The sequence below is a fragment of the Pseudodesulfovibrio alkaliphilus genome (genome assembly GCF_009729555.1).
Classification (GTDB): Bacteria; Desulfobacterota; Desulfovibrionia; order Desulfovibrionales; family Desulfovibrionaceae; genus Pseudodesulfovibrio; species Pseudodesulfovibrio alkaliphilus.
Map to the genome: position 1 here is coordinate 236,476 of NZ_WODC01000004.1, position 24,079 is coordinate 260,554.

Here is a 24,079-nt window from a genome sequence, read left to right on the forward strand (position 1 = left end):
CCCGCGTTGAGTGCGAGCAAGACCCTACACCACGCAGCTTCTTCGTCAAATCCTTTTCTTGTTCAATTAAATCAGCACGATGACGTTTCGCTCAACGGGTTTTCCTTTTACATTGATATTTGACCGATTCATGGTATTTCTTGAGTCATGAATTGGCTTTCCGTGGCAGAGATCGCCAAACGCACCCGAATTCCCGCACCCACGGCGCGGAGATACGCCTCGCTCTTCAAGGATTTCCTTGGAGGGCGCAAGAGCGGCCGCGTAACCAGGTATCCCGAGGATAGCATTGCCGTGTTCGAGCGCATCTCCCGGCTGTATGCCGATGGCGCCGTCACTGCCGAGATAGAGGATGCCCTGCGCACCGAGTTTCCCAGAACCATAGATGTGGCTGGCGCGGCACCGGCACAGCCCGTTGCCGGAGGTGTGCAGACTCAGGTATATGCCGAGCTGGCTGCCTCCTTTAATGGCGTCATGGGCAAGGTTGCCTCCTGCATGGAGATCATCGCCGACCAGAAGGCGATCATCGACCGTCAGGACGAGGACATTCAGAAGCTCAAGACGGCCTTTGTCCTCTTGGCCCGCAGTCAGAAGCGCATGAAGGAGCTTCCCGCTTCCCAGGGGGGAGTTTCCGACGAGATCGAACGCCGCACCCGCGAACTTGAGCAAAAGGACGCCGAGATCGAGGAGATGGCGCTGAAGCTTTCCTTTGACACCTCCGACATCAAGGCCAAGCTGCAGATCCTCGAGTCCGAGCTGGTCCGGCTGCGCAAGGACCGGCGCGACATGGAAAAGTATCTTCAGGAAAAGATAGAGCGGCTCAAGGAGGCCGCCGAATAGCTCTGAATTGTCCGGCCTCTTGTCCGGGCGCGGTTTCGACCTTTAAAACTCTGACGCCCAGGAGGAATCCATGCTTTCCAAGTGCAAACTTCTCATTGTTCTCGCTTTGGTCTTCGCCCTTTCCGCATGCGCCACCACCGGGTCCGGCGGCTCAGACTCTTCTGCCACCACGGCCACGCAATATCAGGAGCCTGACTACTACTATGACTTCGACGACATTCTGATCCCCAAGGAGATCAAGTATGTCGAGAACGAGTCCTACAAGCTCGACAACGCCAAATTCCGGGCAGCCATCATGAAGTTCAAGGGCCGTGTCCAGGTTCTGGAACTGGTCCAATACTTCATCAACAACATGGCCAAGGACAATTGGACCCTCGTATCAAACAACAAGGCGGGCAAGCTGTCGGTGCTCAATTTCGAGAAATTCAACAAGAGCTGCGTCATCCAGGTCGATGACGGGTTCGGTACCGCCACCACCACCATCATTGCGGTGGAGGTCAAGGACGGCTCCCTTACCGGCCAGGGCAAGTAGCGTCATGCAGGACCATTTCCGGTTCGCCGGATTCATGGGGCGCCGCGTCCATCTGGGTGTGGCCGGTTCCATTGCCGCCTTCCGTTCCCTCGAGCTGTTGCGGCTCCTTCGTGACGCCGATATTACCGTGTCTGCCACGCTGACCGAGGCCGGTTCCCGTTTTGTGACGCCTCTCAGCTTTGAGGCCCTGGGAGCCTCTCTTGTCTATGGATCCATGTTTGACCAAGGGGCTGACTCGGCCAGCGTCTTCGGGCATCTCGAGCCAGGCCAGACCGCCCATGCTCTGGTCATTGCCCCGGCTACGGCCAACATACTGGCCAAGCTGGCCCACGGGATTGCCGACGACATGCTTTCCTGTCAGGCCCTGGCCTTTCCCGGTCCGCGTATCGTGGCTCCGGCCATGAATCCGCGCATGTGGGAGGCATCAGCCACCAGGCGCAACTGGGACATCCTCGCGGACCTGGGCTTTATCCGCGTCGAGCCTGACGCTGGTTCGGTGGCCTGCGGCGATACCGGATCAGGCCGACTCGCATCCCTTGAAGAGATCATCACCGCTGTACTCAGGGCCATATCGCCGCAGGATCTCGCAGGTCAGCGGGTTTTGGTCACTCTTGGGCCCACGCGGGAGCCTTGGGACGGCGTACGCTTCTGGTCCAATCCGTCGAGCGGCATCATGGGCGCCTGCATGGCCATGGCCGCCCATTTGCGCGGGGCGGATGTCACGGTGGTGGCCGGTCCGGTCGATCTGGTTTTTCCGTCCGGGATCACGGTGATTCCAACGCAAACAGCCCTTGAGATGCACGCTGCCTGCCTGGACCTTTGGCCCCTGATGGACATTGGCTGCGCCACGGCTGCCGTCGCCGATTTTCGCCCCGAGCCCCATGGCCCAGGCAAGTTCAAGAAGTCCGGCGCCACGTCGCTGCATATCGATTTTGTCCCCAACCCAGACATTCTCAAGTCCCTGGGCGACAGCAAGAGGGCAGACCAGCGACTTATCGGGTTTGCCGCTGAAACTTGCGACCCACGAGACGAGGCTGCCCGCAAGCTCAAGGCCAAAGGCCTCGACCTCATCGCTGCCAATGATGTTTCCCGCCACGGCAGCGGCTTTCGTACGCCAACCAATGAAATGTATGTTCTTGACGCCGCAGGCCGTGCCGAATCCTGGCCTCTGCTGCCCAAAACCGAGGTTGCCTGGAGATTATGGGATCACCTGCTGCTCGACTGAACACCCCGGAGCATCTGCGCTCGCTGGTGGATTGCGGGCTGGAGTTTCTTTACGCTCCGGGCAGGGCCGCGCCAGTTGCCGCCGAACCAGTCTCTGGTGCTGCTCGGGGAGGTGCGCCTCTCCGGCGGCCAACTCCTCCCACGGCGGACAACCAGTGGGCCGCAGCTCGGCCAGGGCAGGGGGGTCAGCCCCTTTCCACCGCGTCAAGGCAGCAACCGCCGCGTCCAGCAGCGCCCTCTGGGCAGTCTCCTTCCGCGACCGTCAACCCAGGCCTGCCCGAGCCCTGGGCCACCTATTTTTCTAAGGCCGCTCCCTCGCCGCGCATCATCTGGACTTACCTGGAACTGGGACTTGACCTCTCCGGCCACGCCGACACCCGCCGATCCGCTGTTCTGCGCAACCTGATCACACATCTGCGCTGGCCTCGCGGCACCACGGCCTTCTGGCCCGTTGCCGCCTGCCACGACGGTGCCCTCAAACCCGACGGGGCCATGTTTTGGAGAGGGTGGGAGCATTGGCGTACCCAGCACATCGTTTGCTTCGGACACGATGCCCTTGGCGTGATCCACCCCGATGCCGAGCAGGGATGCGACAAGGTTTTCCGGGAGCATGTCACCATTCATGTCCTGCCGCCCCTGGCAGAGCTGATGAATCGCCTGCCTCACGAGCAGCAGATGGCTGTCGACGTTCTCGCTGCTTTGCGTCTTGGTGCCGACTGATCCTTTTCCCGACCGCTTGGGTCGTGTAGAGTGGGGGCAACCCTCTTACCCAGGAGTCGTCATGCGCCAGTTGATCCGCGTCCTTGCCGCAGTGTTCCTTTTGGTCTGCGTCTGTTTTCCGGCGTCCTCTCCTGCGGACGACCGGACATTCGGCGTGACCCGCGTGACCGTGTCCGGTCCCATCAGCCCGGCCCAGGCCGAACTTCTTGACAATGCGCTTGCCCACGCCGTGCGACAGCAGAGCTCCATGCTTCTGCTGGTGCTCGACACTCCGGGCGGCCTTGGCGATTCCATGCGGGCCATGGTTTCCACCATTCTCAATGCGCCAATGCCTGTGGCTGTCTGGGTGGGTCCTGCCGGGGCCCGCGCCGCTTCGGCCGGGGTTTTTCTCGTGGCAGCGGCCAGCGTGGCCGGGATGGCTCCCCAGACCACCATCGGGGCCGCCTCGCCTGTGGGCCTGGGCGGTGCCGAGATCGACGGCACCATGGCCAAGAAGGTCACACAGGACTTCACAAGCCTTGTGCGCGCCGTGTCCGAGGCCAGAGGTCGAAACAGCGAATGGTATGCCAGCGCCGTGACCGAGAGCGTTTCCATCACCGCCAACGAGGCGCTGGAGGCCCGCGTTGTCGATCTGCTGGCCCAGACAGATCGTGCCTTCCTGGTCCAGGCGGGCAGGGCGGGTGTGCTCCACGAGGGGGCCACCATCACCTTTGATCCCGGTCAGATCCAGATTACCGATTATGAACCCGGATTCCGCTACTCCTTTCTCTCCTGGCTCCTGCACCCCCAGGTGGCCTACCTGCTGCTCATGGGCGGCATGCTCGGTTTGTTTATCGAAATAACCCATCCAGGCTCCATCTTTCCCGGCGTTTTTGGCGGGCTTTGCCTTTTGCTCGGCCTCTATGCCATGTCTGTGCTGCCCACGGATGTCACCGGCCTGCTGCTTCTCGGATTTGCCCTGGTGCTTTTTCTGCTTGAAATCAAAATCGTCAGCTATGGGTTGCTTTCCGTGGCCGGGGCAGTGGCCATGTTCATCGGCTCTGTACTCCTGTTCCGCGATGACTATGGCACACTGTCCGTTCCCATGTCCTTCCTGCTGCTGCCGGTGCTCGTGGTTTCGGGGGCGTCTGCGGCGCTGGTCTATCTTGTGGTACGTTCAAGCAGGGTGGAGCGCCCCCTGGGGCTGCCCGCCCTGGTCGGCCAGGAGGCGGAAGTGCTGGACTGGGACGGCGAATCAGGTCAGATTTTCCTGCGAGGCGAAATTTGGGCCGCCAAGAGGGCGTCAGGCGATTTTTCGCCTCGGCGCGGCATGAGGGTCCAGGTTGTGTCCGCAAACGCTCTGACGCTTGAAATTGGGCCTTTGGGCTCTTAACTCCCGGATACCAAAGGTTTCCGGTCAGGAGGCAACATGCTTATTCCGCAAATCATTCTTTTGGCCCTGGTGATCGCGTTTGTGGTCTCGGCCCTGCGTGTGCTCAACGAGTACGAGCGCGGCGTCATCTTCCGGCTTGGCCGCTGCATCGGGGCCAAAGGCCCTGGGCTGATCATTCTCATCCCCGTGCTTGACAAGATGGTCAAGGTTTCCATGCGCGTCCTTGCGCTGGACGTGCCCCATCAGGATGTCATCACCCAGGACAACGTCAGCCTCAAGGTCAATGCCGTGATTTACTTCCGGGTCATTGACCCGGTCAAGGCGATCCTTGAAATAGAGGATTATATGTTCGCCACTTCGCAACTTGCGCAAACCACCTTGCGTAGCGTATGTGGTGGCGTCGAACTTGACGACCTGCTTTCGCATCGCGACAAGGTCAACACGCAAATACAGGCCATACTCGATCAGCATACGGACCCCTGGGGTATCAAGGTGACCACAGTGGAGGTCAAGCACATTGACCTGCCCCAGGAAATGCAGCGGGCCATGGCCAAGCAGGCCGAGGCGGAGCGCGAGCGCCGGGCCAAGGTCATCGGTGCCGAGGGAGAGTTTCAGGCGGCCACCAAGCTGGCCGATGCCGCTGAGATCATTGCCCGCCACCCGGCCGCCTTGCAGTTGCGCTACCTGCAGACCATGAGGGAGATGGCGTCGGAGAGCAAGTCCGCCACGGTACTGCCGATCCCCCTTGACATCCTTAATGCACTGATGCCCGGCAAGGGCGGTGCGCAAACCAAGGAATAGAGACCGTTCATGAAGATTCTTGTTACAGGTGCCGCCGGATTCATCGGCTTTCATCTCTCCCGCGCCCTTGTCGGCCAGGGGCACGAGGTTGTCGGGCTCGACAACCTCAATGACTACTATGATGTCAATCTGAAGAAGGCGCGGCTCTCGGTCCTGGGCGAGAGCCCCCTTTTCCGGCATGTGAACATCAGCCTTGAGCATGATCAACCCATGAGCGAGCTGTTTCGCAGCGAGGGCTTCACCCATGTGGTCAATCTGGCCGCACAGGCGGGAGTCCGGTACAGCATCGACAACCCCAGGGCCTACATTGATTCCAATGTCGTCGGTTTTCTCAATATTCTTGAAGGGTGCCGACACAATGGAGTGGAGCACCTGGTGTACGCGTCCAGCAGCTCGGTGTACGGGCTCAATACGCACATGCCTCTGGACCCGCACCGCGGGGTTGATCATCCCATGAGCCTCTATGCAGCCACAAAAAAGGCCAACGAGATGATGGCCCACTCGTACAGCAGCCTCTACTCCCTGCCCACAACCGGCCTGCGCTTCTTCACAGTGTATGGGCCATGGGGCAGGCCGGACATGGCCCTGTTCCTTTTCACCAAGAACATCCTGGCTGGCGAGCCCATCAATGTCTTCAACTACGGCAAGATGCGCCGGGACTTCACCTACATCGATGACATCGTCGAGGGCGTTGTCCGCGTGGTTGCCAACACGGCGGCTCCAAACCCCGCCTGGGACGGAGACAGTCCCGACCCCTGCACCAGCTCAGCGCCTTTTAGGGTCTACAACATCGGCAACAACCAGGTGGTCGAGCTGTCGCGCTATATAGAGGTAATAGAAGAGGTGGTCGGCAAGAAGGCTATCTACAACTACCTGCCCATGCAGCCCGGCGACGTACCGGCCACCGAGGCAGACGTGCGTGACCTTGAGCGGGATGTGGCATTCAAGCCCAGCACCTCCATTGAGGTAGGCATCCGCAAATTCATCGATTGGTACCGACAGTACTACAAAGCGTAGTTCTTTGCCCGGCCCGGCTATTCAGGGCCGGGCTTTTTTTGTTTCAACCTCCTGTTCCTTGCGCGAGGCTGCTGCCGCGCACGCCAGCCTTCTTCTGGGCGGCCTGTCGGGGGCTGTCACCTTGATTTCTCCGTCATACACACACTTTTTTCTCGGCTTGCATCGGGGGCCCCTTGCCTTCGGTTGCCACTTGGCTTAGGAACAGTGATGGTCAGGGCGCAAGCGTTTCACGTGAAACATTTTCGAGCCCGCGCAGCGTGTTTCACGTGAAACACGGAGCTTGGGCAAAAAACGCAGGGCACAAGTGAGGATTCCGTGGCGAGAAGAATCGTTGTAGCGAATCAAAAGGGCGGAGTGGGCAAGACGACCACCTCGGTGAACTTGGCCGCCTCTCTGGCCGTGATGGAGAAGCGGGTCTTGCTGGTGGATTTCGATCCCCAGGGTAATGCTTCAAGCGGCCTTGGCTTTTATCCGGGCGACAAGCGTGAGAACATCTATTCCGTCCTGTTCGAGCCGAAGAATGTGGGAAAAGCCATCTACAAGACGGATATTCCTTTTCTGGACATCCTTCCGGGAACCCAGGATCTGGTGGGGGCCGAGATTGAGCTTGTGGACAAGCTCGGGCGTGAGTACTACCTGCGCGATCTGCTCATGGGGGTGGACGCCGAGTACGAGTATATCCTTATCGACTGCCCGCCGTCCCTTGGCCTGCTCACTGTCAACGCGCTCTGCGCGGCAAGCGAGCTGTTAGTGCCGCTTCAATGCGAGTATTACGCCCTGGAGGGCATTGCGCAGCTGCTCATGACATACGAGCTGGTTCGAAAGCGGCTAAACGCCGACCTGGGCATCCTTGGGGTGGTCCTGACCATGTATGACTCAAGGAACAGGCTGTCGTGGCAGGTGAAAAACGAGGTGCGCAAGGCGTTTCCCCAGCACCTCTTTGAGACGATCATACCGAGAAATGTGCGCCTGTCCGAGGCTCCGAGCTTTGGCAAGCCCGTGATCGACTATGATATCAAGTCTCGTGGGGCCGAAGCCTACCTCGCCCTGGCGCAGGAGGTGGCAAAAAGCACCACTGGCCGGGCGTAGCAAGGCGTTACATCGTCATGGTTGCAGGCTGGATGAGAGGTTGTGATCATCGTGATCGCTCGCCGGATGATCAGTATCGACCCTCTTTGGAGCTGTTTTTTTCAGGGGTGAAGGGTGTGCACTCGGTCTTGATCTTGTCCTTGAAGTGCTTTTTGGTCACCTTGGCCCGACAGTTGGCGCAGACAAAGGAAACCAGGCCAGCCAGGTTGGCGGAAGTCAGCCGGAATTTGCGCGGTTCATCCCCGCGCCAGTCCTGGGTGGAATTGCCGCAATGCTCGCAGTGGACATCCGTGTCCACGGGGTAGGCGAAATCCCAGTATTGGGTGAGAGTCTCCCATTCCGCAAGGGGCTCGGGCCCATGGGCTGGTTCGGCCGCGTCGCGCAGGCCCAGGGCCTCCAGCACTGCGGACCGGGTGCGGGTCCAGGCCGGGCCGGAGAGCAGGGCGCCGATGAGGGTTCCGTCCTTGTCGTAGAGTTCGGTGATGTGATCAGACATGTCTGCTCCGATGGTTCGTGGTTGTCGGGGCGTTATAGGCGCTATCGCCCCTGGGGGCAAGGCGCATGATGCAAAGAACAGGAGATGGGGCCATGGTCGCAGGCAACAGAGGACTTGGACGGGGGCTGGACGCGCTGCTGGGCGGTGTGCGCGAGGATGCGCAGAAAACATCGGCTTCGGCGGAGGTGCGCCTGATTAGTGTTGAAGCCATAGCGCCAAACCCGTATCAGCCGCGCCGGGAGTTTTCCCAGGCCGCCCTGGACGATTTGTGCGATTCCATCCGGGCCCGCGGGGTGCTCCAGCCGGTGTTGGTGCGCTCCGTTGGCGAAGGGCGCTACGAATTGGTGGCTGGCGAGCGCCGACTCCGCGCCACCCGGCAGGCGGGCCTTGGCGAGATTCCGGCCCTGGTCCGCGAGATGACCGACCAGGAGAGCCTGGCCATTGCACTCATCGAGAATCTGCAACGCGAGGATCTCAACGCCATTGAAGAGGCCCTGGGCTATCAGCAGCTTCAGCGGGAGTTCGGTTTGAGCCAGGAGGAATTGGCCAGACAGGTGGGCAAGAGCCGCTCGGCCGTGGCCAATTCGCTGCGTCTGCTCTCCCTGCCCGAGGCGGTGCGCCAGGACATCCAGGCCGGGGCCGTGTCCGCCGGCCATGGCCGCGCCATTATGAGTATTGCCGATGCAGCGGCGCAGGCCGAGCTGCATAAGCGCATAGTGGAGAACGGGCTGACAGTGCGTCAGGCCGAGGCGCAGGCCGTGTTCTGGAAGGGCAGCGGCCGCTTGCCCGGGGCCGAGGAACTTGAGCGCACGACAAAGGCCGATACGGTCGACGCCCCCCGGCGTGCCGAGCCCCTGTCCCCGGAATTGCGTGCCGCGCAAGAGGCGTTTTCCGGTTTGCTGGGCGTCAGGGTTCGCATTTCCGGGACTATGGAAAAGGGCAAGGTAACAGTGGCTTACAATTCCAAAGAGGAATTGCGGTCCTTTGCGGAAAGACTCGGCGTCGAGCTTGACTGACAGCTAGCGCCGGGGATCAAGGGAACGTCAGGACGGCCCTGTGGGCTGATTGACGAATCTGTGATCAAGTGGTGATGCCGTGCCCGGGCGCCCCGCGATATCGGCGGGCCAACAAAGATGGCGGCAGCCTGGGCTGGTCGACAATAACGCATGAGAAGCATTCGGAATACAAGGCATGAAGCGTAAGTTCATTCGTGAGGCAGTGCGAGGGCTGGCAGGCGGCAAGGTCATGATCATCGGCGATTTGATGCTTGATCACTACATGATCGGTTCTGTTGAGCGCATTTCTCCCGAGGCGCCTGTTCCCGTGGTCCGGGTCGAGCGGGAGACCTCCCTCCTGGGCGGGGCGGGCAATGTGGCAAGAAACATCGTCTCTCTCGGGGGCGAGGCGCTGCTGATCTCCACGGTGGGCACGGACGAGGACGGCGCCCGGCTGGACCGGCTCTGCAACAAGGCGCAACTGAACACAAAGCTGATTCGCGATCCAGCGCGACCCACCACGAAGAAGACCAGAATCATTGCTGGAACACAGCAGGTTGTGCGCGTGGACCAGGAGTTGTCCGTGCCTCTTCAGGACGCGGAACTGGACCAGCTCTTCAACCATCTGCAAATGGTTCTGCCCGGCTTTCCGGTCATCGTTCTATCGGATTATGGCAAGGGGTTCATCTGCCCGGAGTTCATGTGCCGGTTCATGGAAATGGTCGCCCAGTGCGACCCGCGGCCAATGGTTCTGGTGGACCCCAAGACCGTCAACTACGACCTCTACCATGGGGTGGACCTGCTCACGCCCAACACCAAGGAGGCAGGGGAGGGGGCCGGACTGCCCGTCAAGGGCCAGGACACGGTCATCAGGGCCGGGCGAGCCCTCTTTGACCGCCTCGGCTGCCGCAATCTGCTCGTGACCATGGGCGGCGACGGCATGGCCCTTTTCGAGGGGCCAGGGAAAGTGACACACATCCCCACCTTTGCCCGCAAGGTCTTTGATGTCACCGGGGCAGGCGACACGGTCATCGCCACAGTGGCCCTGGCCCTGGCCTCGGGCTTGGATCTCAGCGCTGCCTGCACCCTGGCCAATTACGCGGCCGGGATCGTGGTCGGGCAGGTGGGGGCGGCCACTGCCACGCCGACCGATGTGCTGGAGGCGGTGGACGAACTGCCGGAGCCGACCCTTACACAATGGTAGTCAGCAAATAAAAACTCTTTGCTTTCTTGATGTTATCAATCCGACAGCAAGGCCGGACAAAAAACAGCAATGCGCTTGGACCGCCACAGGCCAAGCGGCCAAACCGGCATAAGGTGATCCATGGACACAGCGCCCAAAACTTCCCCCGACACCGCCATTGCGTCCCTGGGGCAGGCCAGGATACCGACGCCTCTGCGTCATCCCCGCTATGTCGACGACTCCCGGCCGCTATCCCTGGTCATGACCTCTGAGGAGCTTGCCGAGCTGGACAACGACAGCCTGCTTCTCGAGTTCGAGAAGGCCGGACCGCGTGAGCGCCTCTATTTCGACCCGCCCAAGACCAAGTGCGCCATCGTCACCTGCGGCGGCCTGTGCCCGGGCATCAACGATGTCATCCGCGCCATCGTCATGGAGAGCCACTACCATTACGGGGTACGCACAGTGCTCGGCATCCGCAACGGGCTCAGGGGGTTCATCCCCAAATACCGCTATGACCTCGTGGAGCTGACCCCGCAGTCGGTATCCGACATCCACCAGTTCGGGGGGACCATCCTCGGCTCGTCGCGTGGGCCGCAGGACCCGGCCGAAATCGTGGATGCCCTGGAGCGGCTGAACATCAGCGTTCTCTTCGTCATCGGCGGAGACGGCACCATGCGGGCCGCCAAGGCCATCATGGAAGAGGTGGAGGCCCGGCGGCGAAAGATCGCGGTCATCGGTATCCCCAAGACCATCGACAATGACATCAATTTCATCACCCGCACCTTCGGGTTTGACACTGCCGTGGAAAAGGCCACCGAGGCGATCCAGTGCGCCCATGTGGAGGCCACGGGAATGGACATGGGCGTCGGGCTCGTAAAGCTCATGGGTCGCGAGGCCGGATTCATCGCTGCCCAGGCCACACTGGCGATGCAGGAGGTGAACTTCCTGCTGGTCCCGGAGCAGCCTTTTGAGCTGGACGGGGAAAACGGGTTGCTCATGGCCCTTGAGCGGCGTCTGCTTGCGCGGGGCCACGCCCTCGTCGTCTGCGCCGAGGGCGCGGGCAGGAGCCTCCTTGAAGAGGAGAAGGGAACCGACGCATCGGGAAACGCCGTGCTCGGGGATATCTGCGGCCTGATCGCTCGGCGGGCCAGAGAACATTTCGACTCGCGGGGCCTGGAGATGAACATGAAGTTCATCGACCCAAGCTACATCATCCGCTCCGTGCCCGCCAACGCCAACGACCGCGTCTATTGCGGTTTTCTCGGACAGCACGCCGTGCATGCCGCCATGGCAGGCAAGACCGGCATGGTCGTCACCCAGATCAAGACGAGCATGGTCCATCTGCCCCTTGATCTGGTCACGTCGAAAAAAAGGTTCCTCAACATCGACTCGGATTATTGGTCCTCGGTCATGGAGGCCACAGGGCAGGGGGCGTATTTCAGGAAAAAATGAAAAGGGGGGCCAAAGGCCCCCCAAGCATTTCTGCGACAGTCGAGCAATACGCCCGGAAAACTACTCGTTGGCGGCCAGACGGCGGCGGACCTGCTCGCTCACCTGTCTGCTCGCGCTCTCCTTTTCCGAGTCGATGGCCACGGCCAGCAGCTCGAAAAGCTGATCGTAGGAAAATTCAAGGTCCATGCTCCCGTTGGAGACGATGCAGCTTTCCTCGCGCTCCTCGATACGGTAGGCCCTGCGCTCGCGGGCATGGCCGATGGCCGATATGATACCGTAAGCCAGGCGGCCTTGTTCGTCGCGGTAGAGCTTCTCCATGGTCAACATGCCTGTCGTGTCGTCAAAATACATTTCCTCGCCGATCAGCCGACCCGTAACAGCGGCATCCTCGCCGAAATCATTGGGTAGGTTGACCTTCAGCACTGGGTCGGTGTCGTGGCCGCCTGAAAATCGTTTCGACATGCGCTCTCTCCTTAGTCCAAAGGAAGCTTAAGCTGTTCGGGACCGGACGTGCCCTTGTCTCGGGCCTGTTCCTGGCGGGATGACTCGGCCGACTCCCGCCAACCCCCGTTGATGAATTCCATCAGGGCAGGTTCCGTGACCCGCCACTGGCTGCCGATCTTGATGGCCTTGATGCGGCCGTCAATAATCAATCGGTACGCCGTACGCTGGTGCACCCGAAGCAGATCAGCCACTTCGCGGACCGTAAGCAGGAGCGGAGGCCTCTGGGTGTCTTTGTTGTCCATAATGTCGCAGACGTATTCTTGATGTTCATTCTTTGACACAATCGGTCAAAGGTTGTCAACAAAGTACAACGCTGTCGCACAAACTCTAGAGTTTTTCTCCAAAAAACGCGAAGGGGCAACATTACAGGACGTTGTGGTGCATTAGGGAGCCTTATAGCAGAAAGAGGAGAAAAGAATAGTGGAAAAGGAGCGAAAAAAAATTATCGGAAAAGAAGGATTGATGGGGACCAGTCTAGAAAAACTCAAGGAAATGGCAGAGAGGAAAACTCCGCGGGTATAAAAGTTTTATTTTTATTTCAAGGCATTAAAGTGGAAGACGAGAGAGTTGGGCCAAAATGGGTGGGGCGGAGGGATGCGATTGGGGTTTCTTGCAGAAAGCGGGCAGTGATGACGGGGGGATGGACAGCCCAAAGGGGAGAGGTTCGCGTTGTTGTGCGTTGCGGTTGCGTCCTTTGCGGTAATATGTGGCTGCATGGTGCGCGGGGAACAACCATGAAGCAGCGCAAGCAGCGTCAAGGGCGAATCTCATCCAGCAATAGCACAGGGGCGTCTTGCTGGTCATCCTCAAGGGATTCGGACATCTGTCGCATGATGCGCCGGAAATAGCGGCGATCGTTGACGGTCAGACCGGCGTTCACCGCTGCCCGCAGATCGGCGATGGCCTGCATGGCCTGGGGTTTGAGGGAAGCGGCGCGTTGCGTGAGGGTTATGCGATGACAGCGTTTGTCCTCGGGATTCGCGGTCCTGGCGATAAGCCCGTCGCGCTCCATGCGGCGGAGGGTGTTGGAAAGGGTGGCCTGTTCCACGGGTATAAGGGCATGCAGATCCTTCTGGGTGATTCCGTCACGCTGCCAGAGGTAGTGAAGAACGCCCAGATACCCTGATTGGAGGCCGAGGGGGGTCAGACGCGCCGACAGACTGCGGGCATAGAGCCGCTGAAAGCGTGAAAGCTGGGTAAAGAATAAAGTGTCAGGCTCGTAGTGCATGATGAACTCCCTGGATGGGCCATAATGGTAGCAGGCTATAGAGCCAGGGTTCCGAAGTCAAACCATGCAGGAAGGGCGAGAGCGAGGCAGCAACGGAAGATCGGGTGCCGCCGGTATGGAATGGGTTGCTGCCGGGCTATGGGTACGGTAGGTTTCGGCATGGAACTGAAGTCGCTCATTGAAGCAATGGTTCGCCAATCGAAGCAGGACGATCAACTGGTGATCGCCTTGTCAGGCGGGGTGGACAGCGGTCTTGTTGCGGCAGCCGCGCAGGCGGCGTGGCACTGTGGCGCTCATGGTCCGCCGCCCCTGGCCGTGACCGTTCAGAGCGAGCTGACTGCGCAACGTGATTTCGAGCGGGCCGGAGCCGTTGCCCGTCATATCGGCATCAGACATGCGGTGATCACGTTGCGGATGCTGGAGATCGAGGCCGTGCGGGACAACGGGACTGATCGCTGCTATCACTGTAAGCTCGCGCTATTCGACTCGATTCGCCGAAATGTGGGTGAAAACTGCGTGATCGCGGATGGAACCAACGGAGACGATGATCCTGCCCGGCCAGGACTGCGAGCGGCGAAGGAGCGCGGCGTTCTTCATCCGCTGAAGCGCCTGGGCATAGACAAGGCGCGGGTGCGCCGACTGGCCCGCGCCGCCGGATTGCCCAATTGGAATGAGCCGTCGGAGAGCTGTCTGGCAACCCGCCTGGCACCATCCATTGCCCTGACCCGCGAGGGGCTGGCAAAGGTGGAACGTCTGGAGTCTTTTTGGATCGGGCTTGGGGTGGAAGCGGTGCGTGTCCGTCATGATGATCTGGTGGCAACCGTGGAGTATCCGATGCAGTACGCTGGAATTATAGAAAAAAACCGTGATCCGTTCCTGGGTGTGATCAGGTCCGCGGGTCTGCGGTCGGTTCAATACAGGGAGTGGAGCCCATGAAGCCGGACGCAGTGCTGGACGCCTTTGCCGCCGGAAAAATCACACGGGAGGAGGCCAAGGGGCTGTTGATGGCCTCGTTGGTCACGAGCGCGGGATGCGCCAAGCTGGACATGCACCGCCAGCAGCGAACCGGCGGACCTGAAGTGATATATTGCGAAGGCAAGACCCCGGAGCAGGTGGCAGCCATCTTCGAGGCGGCGGTCGGGCATTCCGGCCGGGTCTTGGGCACCCGGGCTGATCGGAAACATTTCGAGGCCCTGTCGGGCATGGGGGCCAAGTACGATCCTGTGTCACGCCTGATTCGCGTGGGTGGAGGCGAAGACGCGGCGAGGGGCAAGGTCGTGGTGGTCTCGGCTGGCACCTCGGATCTGCCCGTGGCAGAGGAGGCGGCAGGCACTGCCGAATATCTGGGCTCCCGGGTGGAGCGGCATTTTGACTGCGGCGTTGCCGGAATTCATCGGCTTTTTGCGGTGCTGGACGAGATGACCGACGCTGCGGCCATCATCGCCGTGGCCGGAATGGAGGGAGCATTGCCCTCTGTGCTGGGCGGGTTGGTGTCGCCGCCGGTCATTGCCGTGCCCACCAGTGTCGGCTACGGGGCGAGCTTCCAAGGGCTGGCGGCACTTCTGACCATGATGAATTCCTGCTCGCCCGGAGTGGCCGTGGTCAATATCGACAACGGCTTTGGGGCGGGGTTTCTGGCGCACAAGATCAACATGCGCTCGGCGGGTGCCGCAACGGCCCGGCTCGGGCCGACATTGGAGGAAATGGCAGATGCGACCCAGGCATGATGCGGCGTGTGACCGGAGCCGATCCGAAAGAATCGGGCGCACCGTATACCTGGACTGTTCCTCAGGGGTGAGCGGCGATATGCTCCTGGCCGCGTTGGCCCAGGCATATGATGATCTGCACGGCGCAGGCTCAGGCCCCGTCTTTCTCGACAGGGAGCTGGCCCGGCTGGGTATCGATGGTTTCGAGCTGGCCTGGAGCACTGTTTCCGTGGGCGGCATCGTCACCGGCCGGGTGGAGGTGCTTCAGACACGGGAGCAGCCCCTTCGTCATCATGCGGACCTGGTGCGGATTATCGAGTCGAGCGGCATGGCGGGCCGCACCGCGCAGCGGGCGGTGCAGGCCGTCACCCTGCTTGGGCAGGCAGAGGCCAAGGTGCACGGCACCAGCCTGAATGCCATCCATTTTCATGAGATCGGGGCTGTGGATACCATTGTGGACATTGCGGGAACCATGCTTCTCCTCGAGGCGTTGGGGGCCGAAAGCGTCCATTGTTCGCCCGTGGACCTCGGAAGTGGATTCGTGCAGTGTGTCCACGGTAAAATGCCAGTACCGGCACCGGCTTGTGCCGAACTGGCCAAGGGGTTGCCTGTCTTTGGAACCGACTGCGGGATGGAGCGGGCCACGCCCACGGGACTGGCGGTTTTGCGGACTGTTGCGGAAGGCTGCGGACCCATGCCCTTGGGCTCCATCCTGGCTGTCGGGTATGGGTCGGGCAGTCGCTCCTGCGACGAGCAGCCCACCTATGTACGCGCCTTTGTGATTGACTCGGTTGCGGTTAAAAGTTCTTGGGATCGCCATCAAGGAGTGTGCACAGCGGGGCATGAACATGGATGATCGAGTCATGGTGATCATTTCAAGGTACCGGGAAGACGTGGCCTGGGCCGAGGCGCTCGGGTACGATTACACGGTGTACGACAAGAGCGGCCAGGGCTTGCCCGGCGCGGTTCCGCTGCCGAACATCGGCAGAGAGGGACACACCTGGATGACCCATATCGTGCGTCGGTATCACTCCCTGGCGCCGGTCAACGTCTTTCTTCAGGGAGACCCCTTTGATCACATCAACGAGCACGGGCGGGGCACGGTCGAACAGTTGCGGACCATGATTGAAGAGGTTGTGGTCAGGGAGATTCCCTTTCGGGGATTCGCCTGGTTCCGCATCAAATGCGACCGACTCGGACGCCCCCACCATCTGCATGAGCTGAAAAGCCGGGGTCGGTGGGCCGGGTGGGGGCGCGACATCCCGGTTGCGGAGGTCTTTGAGACGTTGTTTGATGCCAGGGCCCCGGAAGGGATCGTGGCCCGCGGGGCCACCGGGTGCTTTGCAGTCACGGCAGAGAGGGTGCACGCCCGGCCCCTGGCCTTTTATCGGCATGCCTTGAGCTTGTTCGAGTCCGACCCGGACGACGCACACAACACCGGCCATGCCTTTGAAAGGTTGTGGCACTTCGTTTTCAACGGGAATACGGCGTGGAACAAGATATATCCACAAGAACCGGGAGACCTTGCATGAAGCCAAGCCTGAACCTGCGCATTGCGCTCTCGTCCCTGGCCGCCCACAAATGGCGGGCCATCCTGGCCATGCTCGGGGTGTTCCTGGGTGCGCTGGCCTTTACCGGCGTGGAGCACGTCTCGCAGATGATGGTCCGCCAAGCCGAGATCGAGACGGAAAAGCTCGGGCCAAACCTCTATGCCGTTTTGGCCGGGTCGGTCCGTTTTCGTCGTTCAGGCACGGCCTCGATCCAGAATGTGGCCCGCAACTTCACGGTGGCCGATGCCGATGCCCTGATCCGCGGAGTTCCTTCGGTCCTGGAGGGTGCGCCGTTTGTCTCTGCAACCATGCAGGTCCGCTCCGGGAGTCGTGCCGCGCCGGCCAGACTTCTGGCCACGCTGCCCAGCTACCAGTCGATCCGAAGCTTTTATCCCGAATACGGGCGCTTTTTCGACGCCGCCGAGGTCCGGGACCATGCCAAGGTCTGCGTTCTTGGCCGGTCCATCGCCGCCCGCCTCTTTGGCGAGCCAGCCGATGCGGTGGGCCAGTCAGTCTATCTGTTTCGGGCCAGTTTCCGCGTGCTCGGTGTGATGGAGGCCAAAGGGCGAGACCTTTCGGGCGAAGACCAGGACGAATACCTGCTCATGCCTCTGACAACCTATCTGCGCAGGGTGGGCAACCAGAACTGGGTCAACGGCGTGTATCTGCGCCTGTCAAGCGAGGCATCCCTGGAGGCGGTGGGCGCCTCGGCCACCGCCATCATGCGCGAGCGCCATTCCATCTCACCGGGTCAGGACGACGATTTCAGCACCATGTCGCCCAAGGACACGGTGCAGCTGCAGCGACAGGCGCTGGATCTGATGTCCACGCTTGGGGGCATCTCTTCGGTCATTTCCTTTGCCGTGGGCGGCATGGGCATCCTTTCCATCATGATTCTGGTGGTCCGCTCGCGACGGGTGGAGATAGGCATCCGCCGCGCCGTGGGCGGCAAGCGGCGCGACATCATACGCCAGTTTCTCTTCGAGTCCGGGCTGATGGCCGGGCTGGGCGGTGCCTTGGGCGTGACCACCACCCTGGCCCTGGTCGCCGCGGGAAGCGCGGTGGCGGATCTGCCCATGGTCATCGACCCAGCCAATCTGGCGATGACCCTGGTTGGTTCCTGCCTGCTGGGTGTGGCTGCTGGCGCGTATCCGGCCTGGCAGGCAGCACGCATCGAGATCCTGGACGTGCTCAAGAGCTGATACTCTTTACTGTGAAATAGAACCATTCTCGGTTCTGATAGTCGGCTATGTTAAACAAATAGCCAGCTATGTTGTTGTCCGGCCTGTGCCAAACCAGGGGTGAGGAAATAATAATGGACGCATCACGGGGCGCATCGGACAGTCCGGCATGAGGGAAACCAGGGAGGAAGACATGGCAGACAAGCGGGACGAACTGCTGGATGCGGCATGCGAGCGGTTTCGTGCATCGGACCTAAAGGGTTTGCACCTGGAGAGCCTTGCCCGGCAGGTGGGGTTGAGCCCGCAGCAGGCCCGCGAGATGTTCCCGGACAGCGATGGTCTGAACAGGGCCGTGTACGAACGCGCCCTCATTGCCATGGCCGCGGAGTCCGTTGCCAGTTTGCCGGGGAGCGGCATCGGGCGGCAGTTGGAACATTTGCTGCGCCAACGCTACGGCTTTCTGGTGGATCACCGCGAAAGCTCCCGTGATATCCTTTTCGGCGTCATCAGCGCCGGGGGCGGCTGGCGCGATCCTTTCGAGGACCAGTTCTGGCGGTTCTCGGTCCAGGTGGTGGCGCTGCTTGAGGCTGCCAAGCGCAATGGAGAAATCCGGGCAGATGCGGACCATGTTGTGGCGGCCCGCGCCTTTGTCTCCTACTACCTTACCGGGATTCTTTTGGCCCTGCGCAACGATACCACAAGCGCCGACCAAGCCTGCGACTTCACCTTCCCCCTGGTTTCGGCTCTTCTCGAATCCCTGCGCTGAATCGGGAGGAGACTCTCTTCCCCGGCCCGGTGCGGGGACTCTTTTTGCCTGCCCTTCCTATCCCCTGTCATAACTCAACCCTTTGAGGGCTCCGCTGTGCCGAAGGGCCGAAGACGAGCGCGTATCAGGATTGCTGCGTGTGAAAGTGGAGATGAGGCGAACCTTTTCGTTGCCCCATGCCAGCCCAGCGACGCAACCTCGCCCTTGCCGGCCCGGCAATGGTTGCAAGGCGACTACACGTGTCGCTTGGAATGAGGAGCCGTGGGGGCTGGAAATAATACCTCTGAAACAGGTTATGCAAGATGAACACCGTTTACATCGTGAACAGTGTTTGCTAATGGGTCGCTCATGATCAGAAAGACCAGGCGAGAGCGGGACAGGGGGCGGATGCGGCGGCTGGTACTGGATGCCGCCCGGCAACTGTTTGTGCGCGAGGGGTTCGACAATGTGTCCATGCGCCGCATTGCCGGGGCCATCGGCTATTCTCCGGCGGCCATCTACAGGTATTTCCGCAACAAGCGGGAAATTCTCTCGACCCTGCGCGCCGAAGGGTTTGATCGATACGTGGCCGGGCAGCGGGCCAGGGCGGCCCAGTGGCCGGACCTGCTGACCCGTGTGCGCGAAGAGGTTGTGGCATACTTGCGTTTTGCCATGGAGGAGCCTGAATACTATCACCTGATGTTCTGTGCGGATTGTGACGAGGTGGAACTGGAAGGGGCTCTGGCGGCCAGCTCTCAGGAGTCTCACGCCCTGGTGCAGGAGATCATGGATCAGGCCGTGGCCGCGGGTGTGTTCGGCGAGGTCGATGCACAGGTCGTGACCCTCTCCTTGTGGGCCGGGGTACACGGGCTGGCGCAGCTTATCCGATCGGGCCGTGTAGCCTTGCTGGCCGAAGGGGCTGATCTGGAGTCGCTGGTGGACGGAGTAATGGATTTCATGCTGCGGCCGGGCTGGTGCCGGTGCGGTGGCGGGGAGGCCGAGTGATGCGATGGGGCAAGGCTTTGGCGGCCATGGGGATGGTTCTGTTTCTGGCGGGATGCCCTGGCGGCGACGGGGGAGCGCGGGATGCGGCCCCGGCTGTGGAGCCCGGGGCGCAGGCCTCGGCGGCCGAAGTGGGCCATACGGCCGGGAATGACGCGGCTGGCCCGGCCGAGGTGTTCGTGGCCGAAGCCGCGCCCCGGCGCACGGCACTGACCGGATTCACGCGGGCGCGGACTCTGATGACCCTGGTGTCCGAGGAATCGGGTCGGGTGCACAAGGTGGTTGCCGATGTGGGCGACACCCTGGGCGAACACGGGCTCTTCGCCGAGCTGGACACCACCTTCATCGAGCTGGACCTTGAGGGCAACCGGGCGGACCAGCAGCGGCTGCAGAGCGAGCTTACCTACAACAAGAAAGAGATGGAACGCTACGAACGGCTGGTGCGCTCCAACAACGCGCCCCAGTCCACCCTGGACAACAATATCCGCGCCCACCAGTCGGCACTGCAGCAACTGCGGGCCAAGCAGATTGAGGAACGGGTGCTGGTGGAGCGGATGAAGCGGTTTTCCCTGCTCGGGCCTCCGGGCTGGCAGGTGGTCAGCCGGTTCATTGAGCCAGGGGAGTGGCTGATCAGCGGGGCCAAGGTGGCTGAACTCGGACGCTATGATGTCCTGCTGGTGCCGTTTGCCCTTTCCAGCGAGGAATATCGCGCCCTTGGGCCCAGGGGGAGCGAGGTGACGCTGCGTCTGACGGATCTGGGCCAGGATGTGGCTGCCGCCGTGGCCAGGGTCTCGCCCGGTTTCGACGCCCAGAGCCGCAAGATCAACGTGGACCTGGAGATAGCGCAGGGCGATTTCGAGTTCCGGGGCGGGCTGCGCGTGGAGCTGCTCCTTGACCTTAAGGACCCGGGCGGGGCCGTGCTGGTCCCGGCCTCGGCCCTGATCAAGGCCTATGAGGAGCATTTTCTCATGACTCCTGACGGCGAGCGGGTTCATGTGGTTCTGCTGGGCGCGGCCGGGGGCGGCATGCGCCGGGTCAGCGGCCAGGACGTAAGAGCGGGCGACACCTTCCTGCTGCACCCCTAGGACGGCGGGCAATCGGAGACAGAAAATGGCGGCAGCCGGAGAAAATTCGTTCATCAGGGGGCTGGTCAGCCTGACCCTGGGGCAGAAGGTCTTTGTCAACCTTGTCTTTGTGGCGCTCACCGTGGCCGGCGTGTTCGCCCTGTTCAGCCTGCCGGTGGAGCGCTATCCCGACGTGCGTATGGGCAAGGTGATCATCAGCGCCTTCCTGCCCGGAGCCAGCCCGGACGAGATGGAGATGCTCGTCACCCGCAAGATCGAGGATGCGCTGGAAGACCTGGAAAACGTCGAGTTCATCCGCTCCAGGTCGTTTCGACAGCGCGTGTCCATTCTGGTCAAGTTCGTCGACGACACAAACTACGACGCTTTGTATGACGAACTGCGCTTCAAGGTGTTGTCCATTCAGAATGACCTGCCTCGGGAGATGGACCCGCCGAAGTTCATGGTGGTGGGGATCAGCGAGTGGCTGCCGGTCATCTCCGTGAATTTGGTGGGCGAGCGGTCCAACCGCGCCCTGACCTTGATGGCCAAGGAGATGAAGATACCCCTGCAGCGCATTCCCGGGGTCAAGGAAGTGCAGGTCAACGGCGAGTACACCCGCGAGTTTCACGTCACCCTTGATCCGGGCAGGATGATGCGCCTTGGCGTGACCTTCGACGAAACGGCCAAGGCGCTCGAGGCGGCCAACGTATCCGTGGCGGCCGGGTCTTTTGTCAGCGATTCCGGCGAGTATGTACTGGTGGTGGACGAAAAGTTCCGGTCGCGGGACGCGGTGGCGGGGACCATCATCCGGCGCGATCTCGACGGCTCCTTTGTCACCGTGGGCGATGTCATGAGCAGGGCGGCCATCGACTATCGCGAACCCTTTGTCATCTCTTCGGTCAACGGCCGCGACGCGGTCTCCGTGAAGATAATCAAGACACCGGAGGGCAACGCGCTGGACATCGGCGCGGCGGTGGAGAAGGTGGTGGCCGAGTTCCGGCCTATCCTCGATGCAGAGGGTGTGGAGGCCGTGCTGACCCAGGACCAGCGGGAAAACGTCAACGACAACATCAGCACCCTGGGTTCCAACCTGCTGGTGGGCATCGCGCTGGTCTGCCTTTGCATCTGGCTGGTCATGGGGTTTCGCAACGCGGCCCTGACCACGGTGGGGGTGCCCTTCGCCTTCATGGTCACCATGGTCATCATGCGCATGACCGGCAACTCCTTGAACGAAATCACCCTGTTTTCCTTTGTGCTGGTCAGCGGCATCATCGTGGACGACGCCATCGTGGTGGTGGAAAACATCTATCGTCACGTCCAGGAGGGCAAAGGGCTGCGCGAGGCTGTGGTGGACGGCACCAGCGAGGTCTTCCTGCCCGTGGTCGCGGCCACCTCCACCACCATGGCCGCCTTCCTGCCCATGCTGATAATGACCGGGTATATCGGGGAGTTCTTCGCCCTGGTGCCCAAGGCCGTGTCCTTTGCCATCGGGGCATCGCTCATCGAATGCCTGTTCATCCTGCCCGCCCATTTCCTGGACTGGCCGGGCGCGGCCAAGCTGGAGAAGGAGGCCCGCACCGCCGGACGCCGGGCATCGGACCCCCGTTTTCTCGTGGCCCTCAGGCGCTGGACCGAGGCGGTGCTGTCCGTGACCATGCGCCACCGCTGGAAAACCCTGGGAGTGGTCTTCGGCTCCTTTATCCTGGCCATCGTCATGTTGCTTGTCTCGGTGACAGGAACCCTGCCGCTTTTGCGCATCAAGTTTTTCCCCGACGAGTACACCCTGTACTATGTGTCCATGGAGGGTCCGGTGGGCACGGATGTACGCACCACCTCGGAGAAGGCCAAGGCGGTCTCCCGCGCCATCATGGATTTTGGCCCCGGCACCACCCGGTCGGCATCGGCCCTCGGGGGCATGGACATCAACGAGGACTATGAAAACGTGTACGGTCCCAACCGGGCCATTGTCATTGTTGAGCTGCCGGACAAGGGAAGCTACGATTTCATCGACACCCCGGACAACGACCCCCAGAAGATGCTTGATGCGGTGCGTGTCCGGCTCGCGCCCTTTGCCCAGGGAGGCTGGACGCTGAAGGTCTGGCCGGAGAAGGGTGGTCCCCCCGCTGGCAAGGAGTTGAATATCCGGGTGCTCGGGCCGGACCCTGTGGCCGTGGCCGGACTCAAGGACGAGGTGGCCGCCTGGATAACGGCCAATGATCGCATCGCCCCGTATCTTCTGGATTTTGGCACGGATATTGGCTCGGACAACCGGGTCTTCCGCTTCAGTCCGCTGCCCGCACGCATCGCGGAACACGGGCTGACCCCGGCCGGGGTGGCGGCCCTGGCGGGCGGCGTGCTCGACGGCCGTTTCGTGGGCAAGTTCCGCACCGCTGACGAGGACATCAACGTGCGGCTCAAGATAGATGGCCGCTTCGTGGCCGAGCCCGAGGATGCTTTGGACATCCCGGTCATCGAGGATGCGGACGGGCCGGTGCGCCTGGGCGATCTTGTGGAGGTCCGCGCCTACCGCGAGCCGGGGGAACTGAGCCGCTTCCAGGGCCAGCGCTCGGTGACGCTCACAGCCAACATCAGACCGGGAGCGCCCATCAGCGCCCAGAGCGTGGTTCACGACGTGCGGGGGTTCTACGAGACGGTCAGGGGGCAGTACCCCGGAGCCAAGCTTGACTTTGCCGGGGAGTTCGAGTCCACGGGACGGTCCTTTACCTCGCTCATGTATGCGTTTTTCATTGCCATCATGCTGATCTACACTATTCTGGCCTGCCAGTTTCAGTCCTACACGCAGCCGGTGGTCATCCTTTCAGCGGTGGCCTTTGCCCTGACCGGAGTGGTCTTCGGCACCTTCCTGACCCGGTCGCTGTTCACGGTCAACAGCTTCATCGCCACCGTGGGGGTGGCCGGGGTGGTGGTCAACGGTTCCCTGGTGCTGCTCGACTTCATGAACCGGCTCTATGCCGCCGGATATTCCCGCGAGGAGGCCATCAGGGCAGGCGTACGCATCCGGCTCAGGCCCATCCTGCTGACCACCCTGACCACAACCCTGGGCCTTTTGCCCATGGCCCTGGGCATTCCCTACTACTCCTTGGTCTGGGGAACCATGGCCACCACCTTTGTTACGGGTCTGTGCGTGGCCACTGCCCTGACCCTGTTCGTCATGCCCATAGAGTGGGATCTGCTCATGCGCCGCAAGGAGCGCAAGGAGCGCAAGGAAGAGCGCCGCGCCGACAAGCTCGGCCTTGCCGACGGCGACCCAGGTTAATAGGATGGGGTGTGAAGACAAGGCAAGGCCGACAACGAAGGAAGTCTAGAGATTTTTGAGAAAAAATCTAGACAACGCGGATGTGGCCGGATTGATGGGAAGTA

24 protein-coding genes are annotated in these 24,079 nt (G+C 61.4%); 20 read left to right on the top strand and 4 right to left on the bottom strand.

The window, feature by feature from the left end; translation table 11 throughout:
- The first annotated feature begins 147 nt into the window (after positions 1-147).
- From GKC30_RS08195 to GKC30_RS08230, 8 genes are all read left to right on the top strand, one after another.
- Positions 148-837 carry a helix-turn-helix domain-containing protein gene (locus GKC30_RS08195; RefSeq protein ID WP_155933909.1) on the top strand — a complete coding sequence of 230 codons (690 nt, stop codon included), beginning with the start codon at positions 148-150 and terminating at the stop codon, positions 835-837.
- A 70-nt stretch (positions 838-907) separates the two neighbouring features.
- Positions 908-1,369: a hypothetical protein gene (locus GKC30_RS08200; RefSeq protein WP_155933911.1), complete on the top strand. Its 462-nt coding sequence runs from the start codon at positions 908-910 to the stop codon at positions 1,367-1,369.
- A gap of 4 nt (positions 1,370-1,373) precedes the next feature.
- The gene (gene coaBC / locus GKC30_RS08205) at positions 1,374-2,594 is read left to right on the top strand and encodes a bifunctional phosphopantothenoylcysteine decarboxylase/phosphopantothenate--cysteine ligase CoaBC (RefSeq protein ID WP_155933913.1); all 1,221 of its coding nucleotides are present in this window, start codon (positions 1,374-1,376) and stop codon (positions 2,592-2,594) included.
- Positions 2,570-3,313 carry a hypothetical protein gene (locus GKC30_RS08210; RefSeq protein ID WP_155933915.1) on the top strand — a complete coding sequence of 248 codons (744 nt, stop codon included), beginning with the start codon at positions 2,570-2,572 and terminating at the stop codon, positions 3,311-3,313. Before coaBC ends, GKC30_RS08210 begins: the two co-directional genes overlap by 25 nt.
- Before the next feature lie 61 nt (positions 3,314-3,374).
- On the top strand, positions 3,375-4,685 hold the full coding sequence (locus tag GKC30_RS08215; RefSeq protein ID WP_155933917.1) for an NfeD family protein: 1,311 nt from the start codon (positions 3,375-3,377) through the stop codon (positions 4,683-4,685).
- Positions 4,686-4,721: 36 nt separating this feature from the next.
- Complete coding sequence (locus tag GKC30_RS08220; protein ID WP_155933919.1) at positions 4,722-5,486, top strand: slipin family protein; 765 nt, start codon at positions 4,722-4,724, stop codon at positions 5,484-5,486.
- Between the two features lie 9 nt (positions 5,487-5,495).
- Complete coding sequence (locus GKC30_RS08225; RefSeq protein WP_155933920.1) at positions 5,496-6,503, top strand: NAD-dependent epimerase; 1,008 nt, start codon at positions 5,496-5,498, stop codon at positions 6,501-6,503.
- 315 nt (positions 6,504-6,818) lie between these two features.
- Positions 6,819-7,592 (top strand): ParA family protein, encoded by a 774-nt coding sequence (locus tag GKC30_RS08230; RefSeq protein WP_367614039.1) that lies wholly within the window; start codon positions 6,819-6,821, stop codon positions 7,590-7,592.
- Positions 7,593-7,662: 70 nt separating this feature from the next.
- Here GKC30_RS08230 and GKC30_RS08235 read toward each other — a convergent pair whose 3' ends face one another.
- Positions 7,663-8,088 (bottom strand): hypothetical protein, encoded by a 426-nt coding sequence (locus GKC30_RS08235; protein ID WP_155933922.1) that lies wholly within the window; start codon positions 8,086-8,088, stop codon positions 7,663-7,665.
- Between the two features lie 92 nt (positions 8,089-8,180).
- Here GKC30_RS08235 and GKC30_RS08240 point away from each other — a divergent pair, with 92 nt between their 5' ends.
- The 3 genes from GKC30_RS08240 (at position 8,181) to GKC30_RS08250 (ending at position 11,718) form a co-directional block, all read left to right on the top strand.
- Complete coding sequence (locus GKC30_RS08240) at positions 8,181-9,104, top strand: ParB/RepB/Spo0J family partition protein (protein ID WP_155933924.1); 924 nt, start codon at positions 8,181-8,183, stop codon at positions 9,102-9,104.
- Between the two features lie 175 nt (positions 9,105-9,279).
- Positions 9,280-10,287: a D-glycero-beta-D-manno-heptose-7-phosphate kinase gene (gene rfaE1 / locus GKC30_RS08245; RefSeq protein ID WP_155933926.1), complete on the top strand. Its 1,008-nt coding sequence runs from the start codon at positions 9,280-9,282 to the stop codon at positions 10,285-10,287.
- A 120-nt stretch (positions 10,288-10,407) separates the two neighbouring features.
- Positions 10,408-11,718, top strand: coding sequence for an ATP-dependent 6-phosphofructokinase (locus GKC30_RS08250; protein WP_155933928.1), 1,311 nt, complete (start codon positions 10,408-10,410; stop codon positions 11,716-11,718).
- A gap of 60 nt (positions 11,719-11,778) precedes the next feature.
- Here GKC30_RS08250 and GKC30_RS08255 read toward each other — a convergent pair whose 3' ends face one another.
- The 3 genes from GKC30_RS08255 to GKC30_RS08265 all read right to left on the bottom strand — a co-directional run bounded on the left by GKC30_RS08255 (position 11,779) and on the right by GKC30_RS08265 (position 13,450).
- Positions 11,779-12,180 (bottom strand): hypothetical protein, encoded by a 402-nt coding sequence (locus tag GKC30_RS08255; RefSeq protein ID WP_155933930.1) that lies wholly within the window; start codon positions 12,178-12,180, stop codon positions 11,779-11,781.
- Positions 12,181-12,191: 11 nt separating this feature from the next.
- Positions 12,192-12,464, bottom strand: a complete 273-nt coding sequence (locus GKC30_RS08260) for a helix-turn-helix domain-containing protein (RefSeq protein WP_155933932.1) — start codon at positions 12,462-12,464, stop codon at positions 12,192-12,194.
- 512 nt (positions 12,465-12,976) lie between these two features.
- On the bottom strand, positions 12,977-13,450 hold the full coding sequence (locus GKC30_RS08265; RefSeq protein WP_155933934.1) for a MarR family winged helix-turn-helix transcriptional regulator: 474 nt from the start codon (positions 13,448-13,450) through the stop codon (positions 12,977-12,979).
- A 159-nt stretch (positions 13,451-13,609) separates the two neighbouring features.
- Here GKC30_RS08265 and larE point away from each other — a divergent pair, with 159 nt between their 5' ends.
- The 9 genes from larE (at position 13,610) to GKC30_RS08310 (ending at position 23,975) form a co-directional block, all read left to right on the top strand.
- Positions 13,610-14,386 carry an ATP-dependent sacrificial sulfur transferase LarE gene (gene larE, locus GKC30_RS08270; protein WP_196772841.1) on the top strand — a complete coding sequence of 259 codons (777 nt, stop codon included), beginning with the start codon at positions 13,610-13,612 and terminating at the stop codon, positions 14,384-14,386.
- A complete protein-coding gene (gene larB, locus GKC30_RS08275) occupies positions 14,383-15,177 on the top strand; it encodes a nickel pincer cofactor biosynthesis protein LarB (RefSeq protein ID WP_155933938.1) in 795 nt (264 codons plus the stop codon). Before larE ends, larB begins: the two co-directional genes overlap by 4 nt.
- Positions 15,161-16,012, top strand: coding sequence for a nickel pincer cofactor biosynthesis protein LarC (larC, locus tag GKC30_RS08280; RefSeq protein WP_155933940.1), 852 nt, complete (start codon positions 15,161-15,163; stop codon positions 16,010-16,012). The genes larB and larC overlap by 17 nt, the downstream gene beginning before the upstream one ends.
- Positions 16,005-16,688 carry a DUF3431 domain-containing protein gene (locus GKC30_RS08285; RefSeq protein WP_155933942.1) on the top strand — a complete coding sequence of 228 codons (684 nt, stop codon included), beginning with the start codon at positions 16,005-16,007 and terminating at the stop codon, positions 16,686-16,688. The genes larC and GKC30_RS08285 overlap by 8 nt, the downstream gene beginning before the upstream one ends.
- The gene (locus GKC30_RS08290; protein WP_155933944.1) at positions 16,685-17,908 is read left to right on the top strand and encodes an ABC transporter permease; all 1,224 of its coding nucleotides are present in this window, start codon (positions 16,685-16,687) and stop codon (positions 17,906-17,908) included. Before GKC30_RS08285 ends, GKC30_RS08290 begins: the two co-directional genes overlap by 4 nt.
- Positions 17,909-18,080: 172 nt before the next feature.
- Entirely contained in the window at positions 18,081-18,653 is a 573-nt protein-coding gene (locus tag GKC30_RS08295) for a TetR/AcrR family transcriptional regulator (RefSeq protein ID WP_155933946.1), read from the top strand.
- Between the two features lie 348 nt (positions 18,654-19,001).
- Positions 19,002-19,637, top strand: a complete 636-nt coding sequence (locus GKC30_RS08300) for a TetR/AcrR family transcriptional regulator (protein WP_155933948.1) — start codon at positions 19,002-19,004, stop codon at positions 19,635-19,637.
- Entirely contained in the window at positions 19,637-20,719 is a 1,083-nt protein-coding gene (locus tag GKC30_RS08305) for an efflux RND transporter periplasmic adaptor subunit (RefSeq protein ID WP_155933950.1), read from the top strand. Before GKC30_RS08300 ends, GKC30_RS08305 begins: the two co-directional genes overlap by 1 nt.
- A 25-nt stretch (positions 20,720-20,744) precedes the next feature.
- Entirely contained in the window at positions 20,745-23,975 is a 3,231-nt protein-coding gene (locus tag GKC30_RS08310; RefSeq protein WP_155933952.1) for an efflux RND transporter permease subunit, read from the top strand.
- Positions 23,976-24,079: the final 104 nt, after the last annotated feature.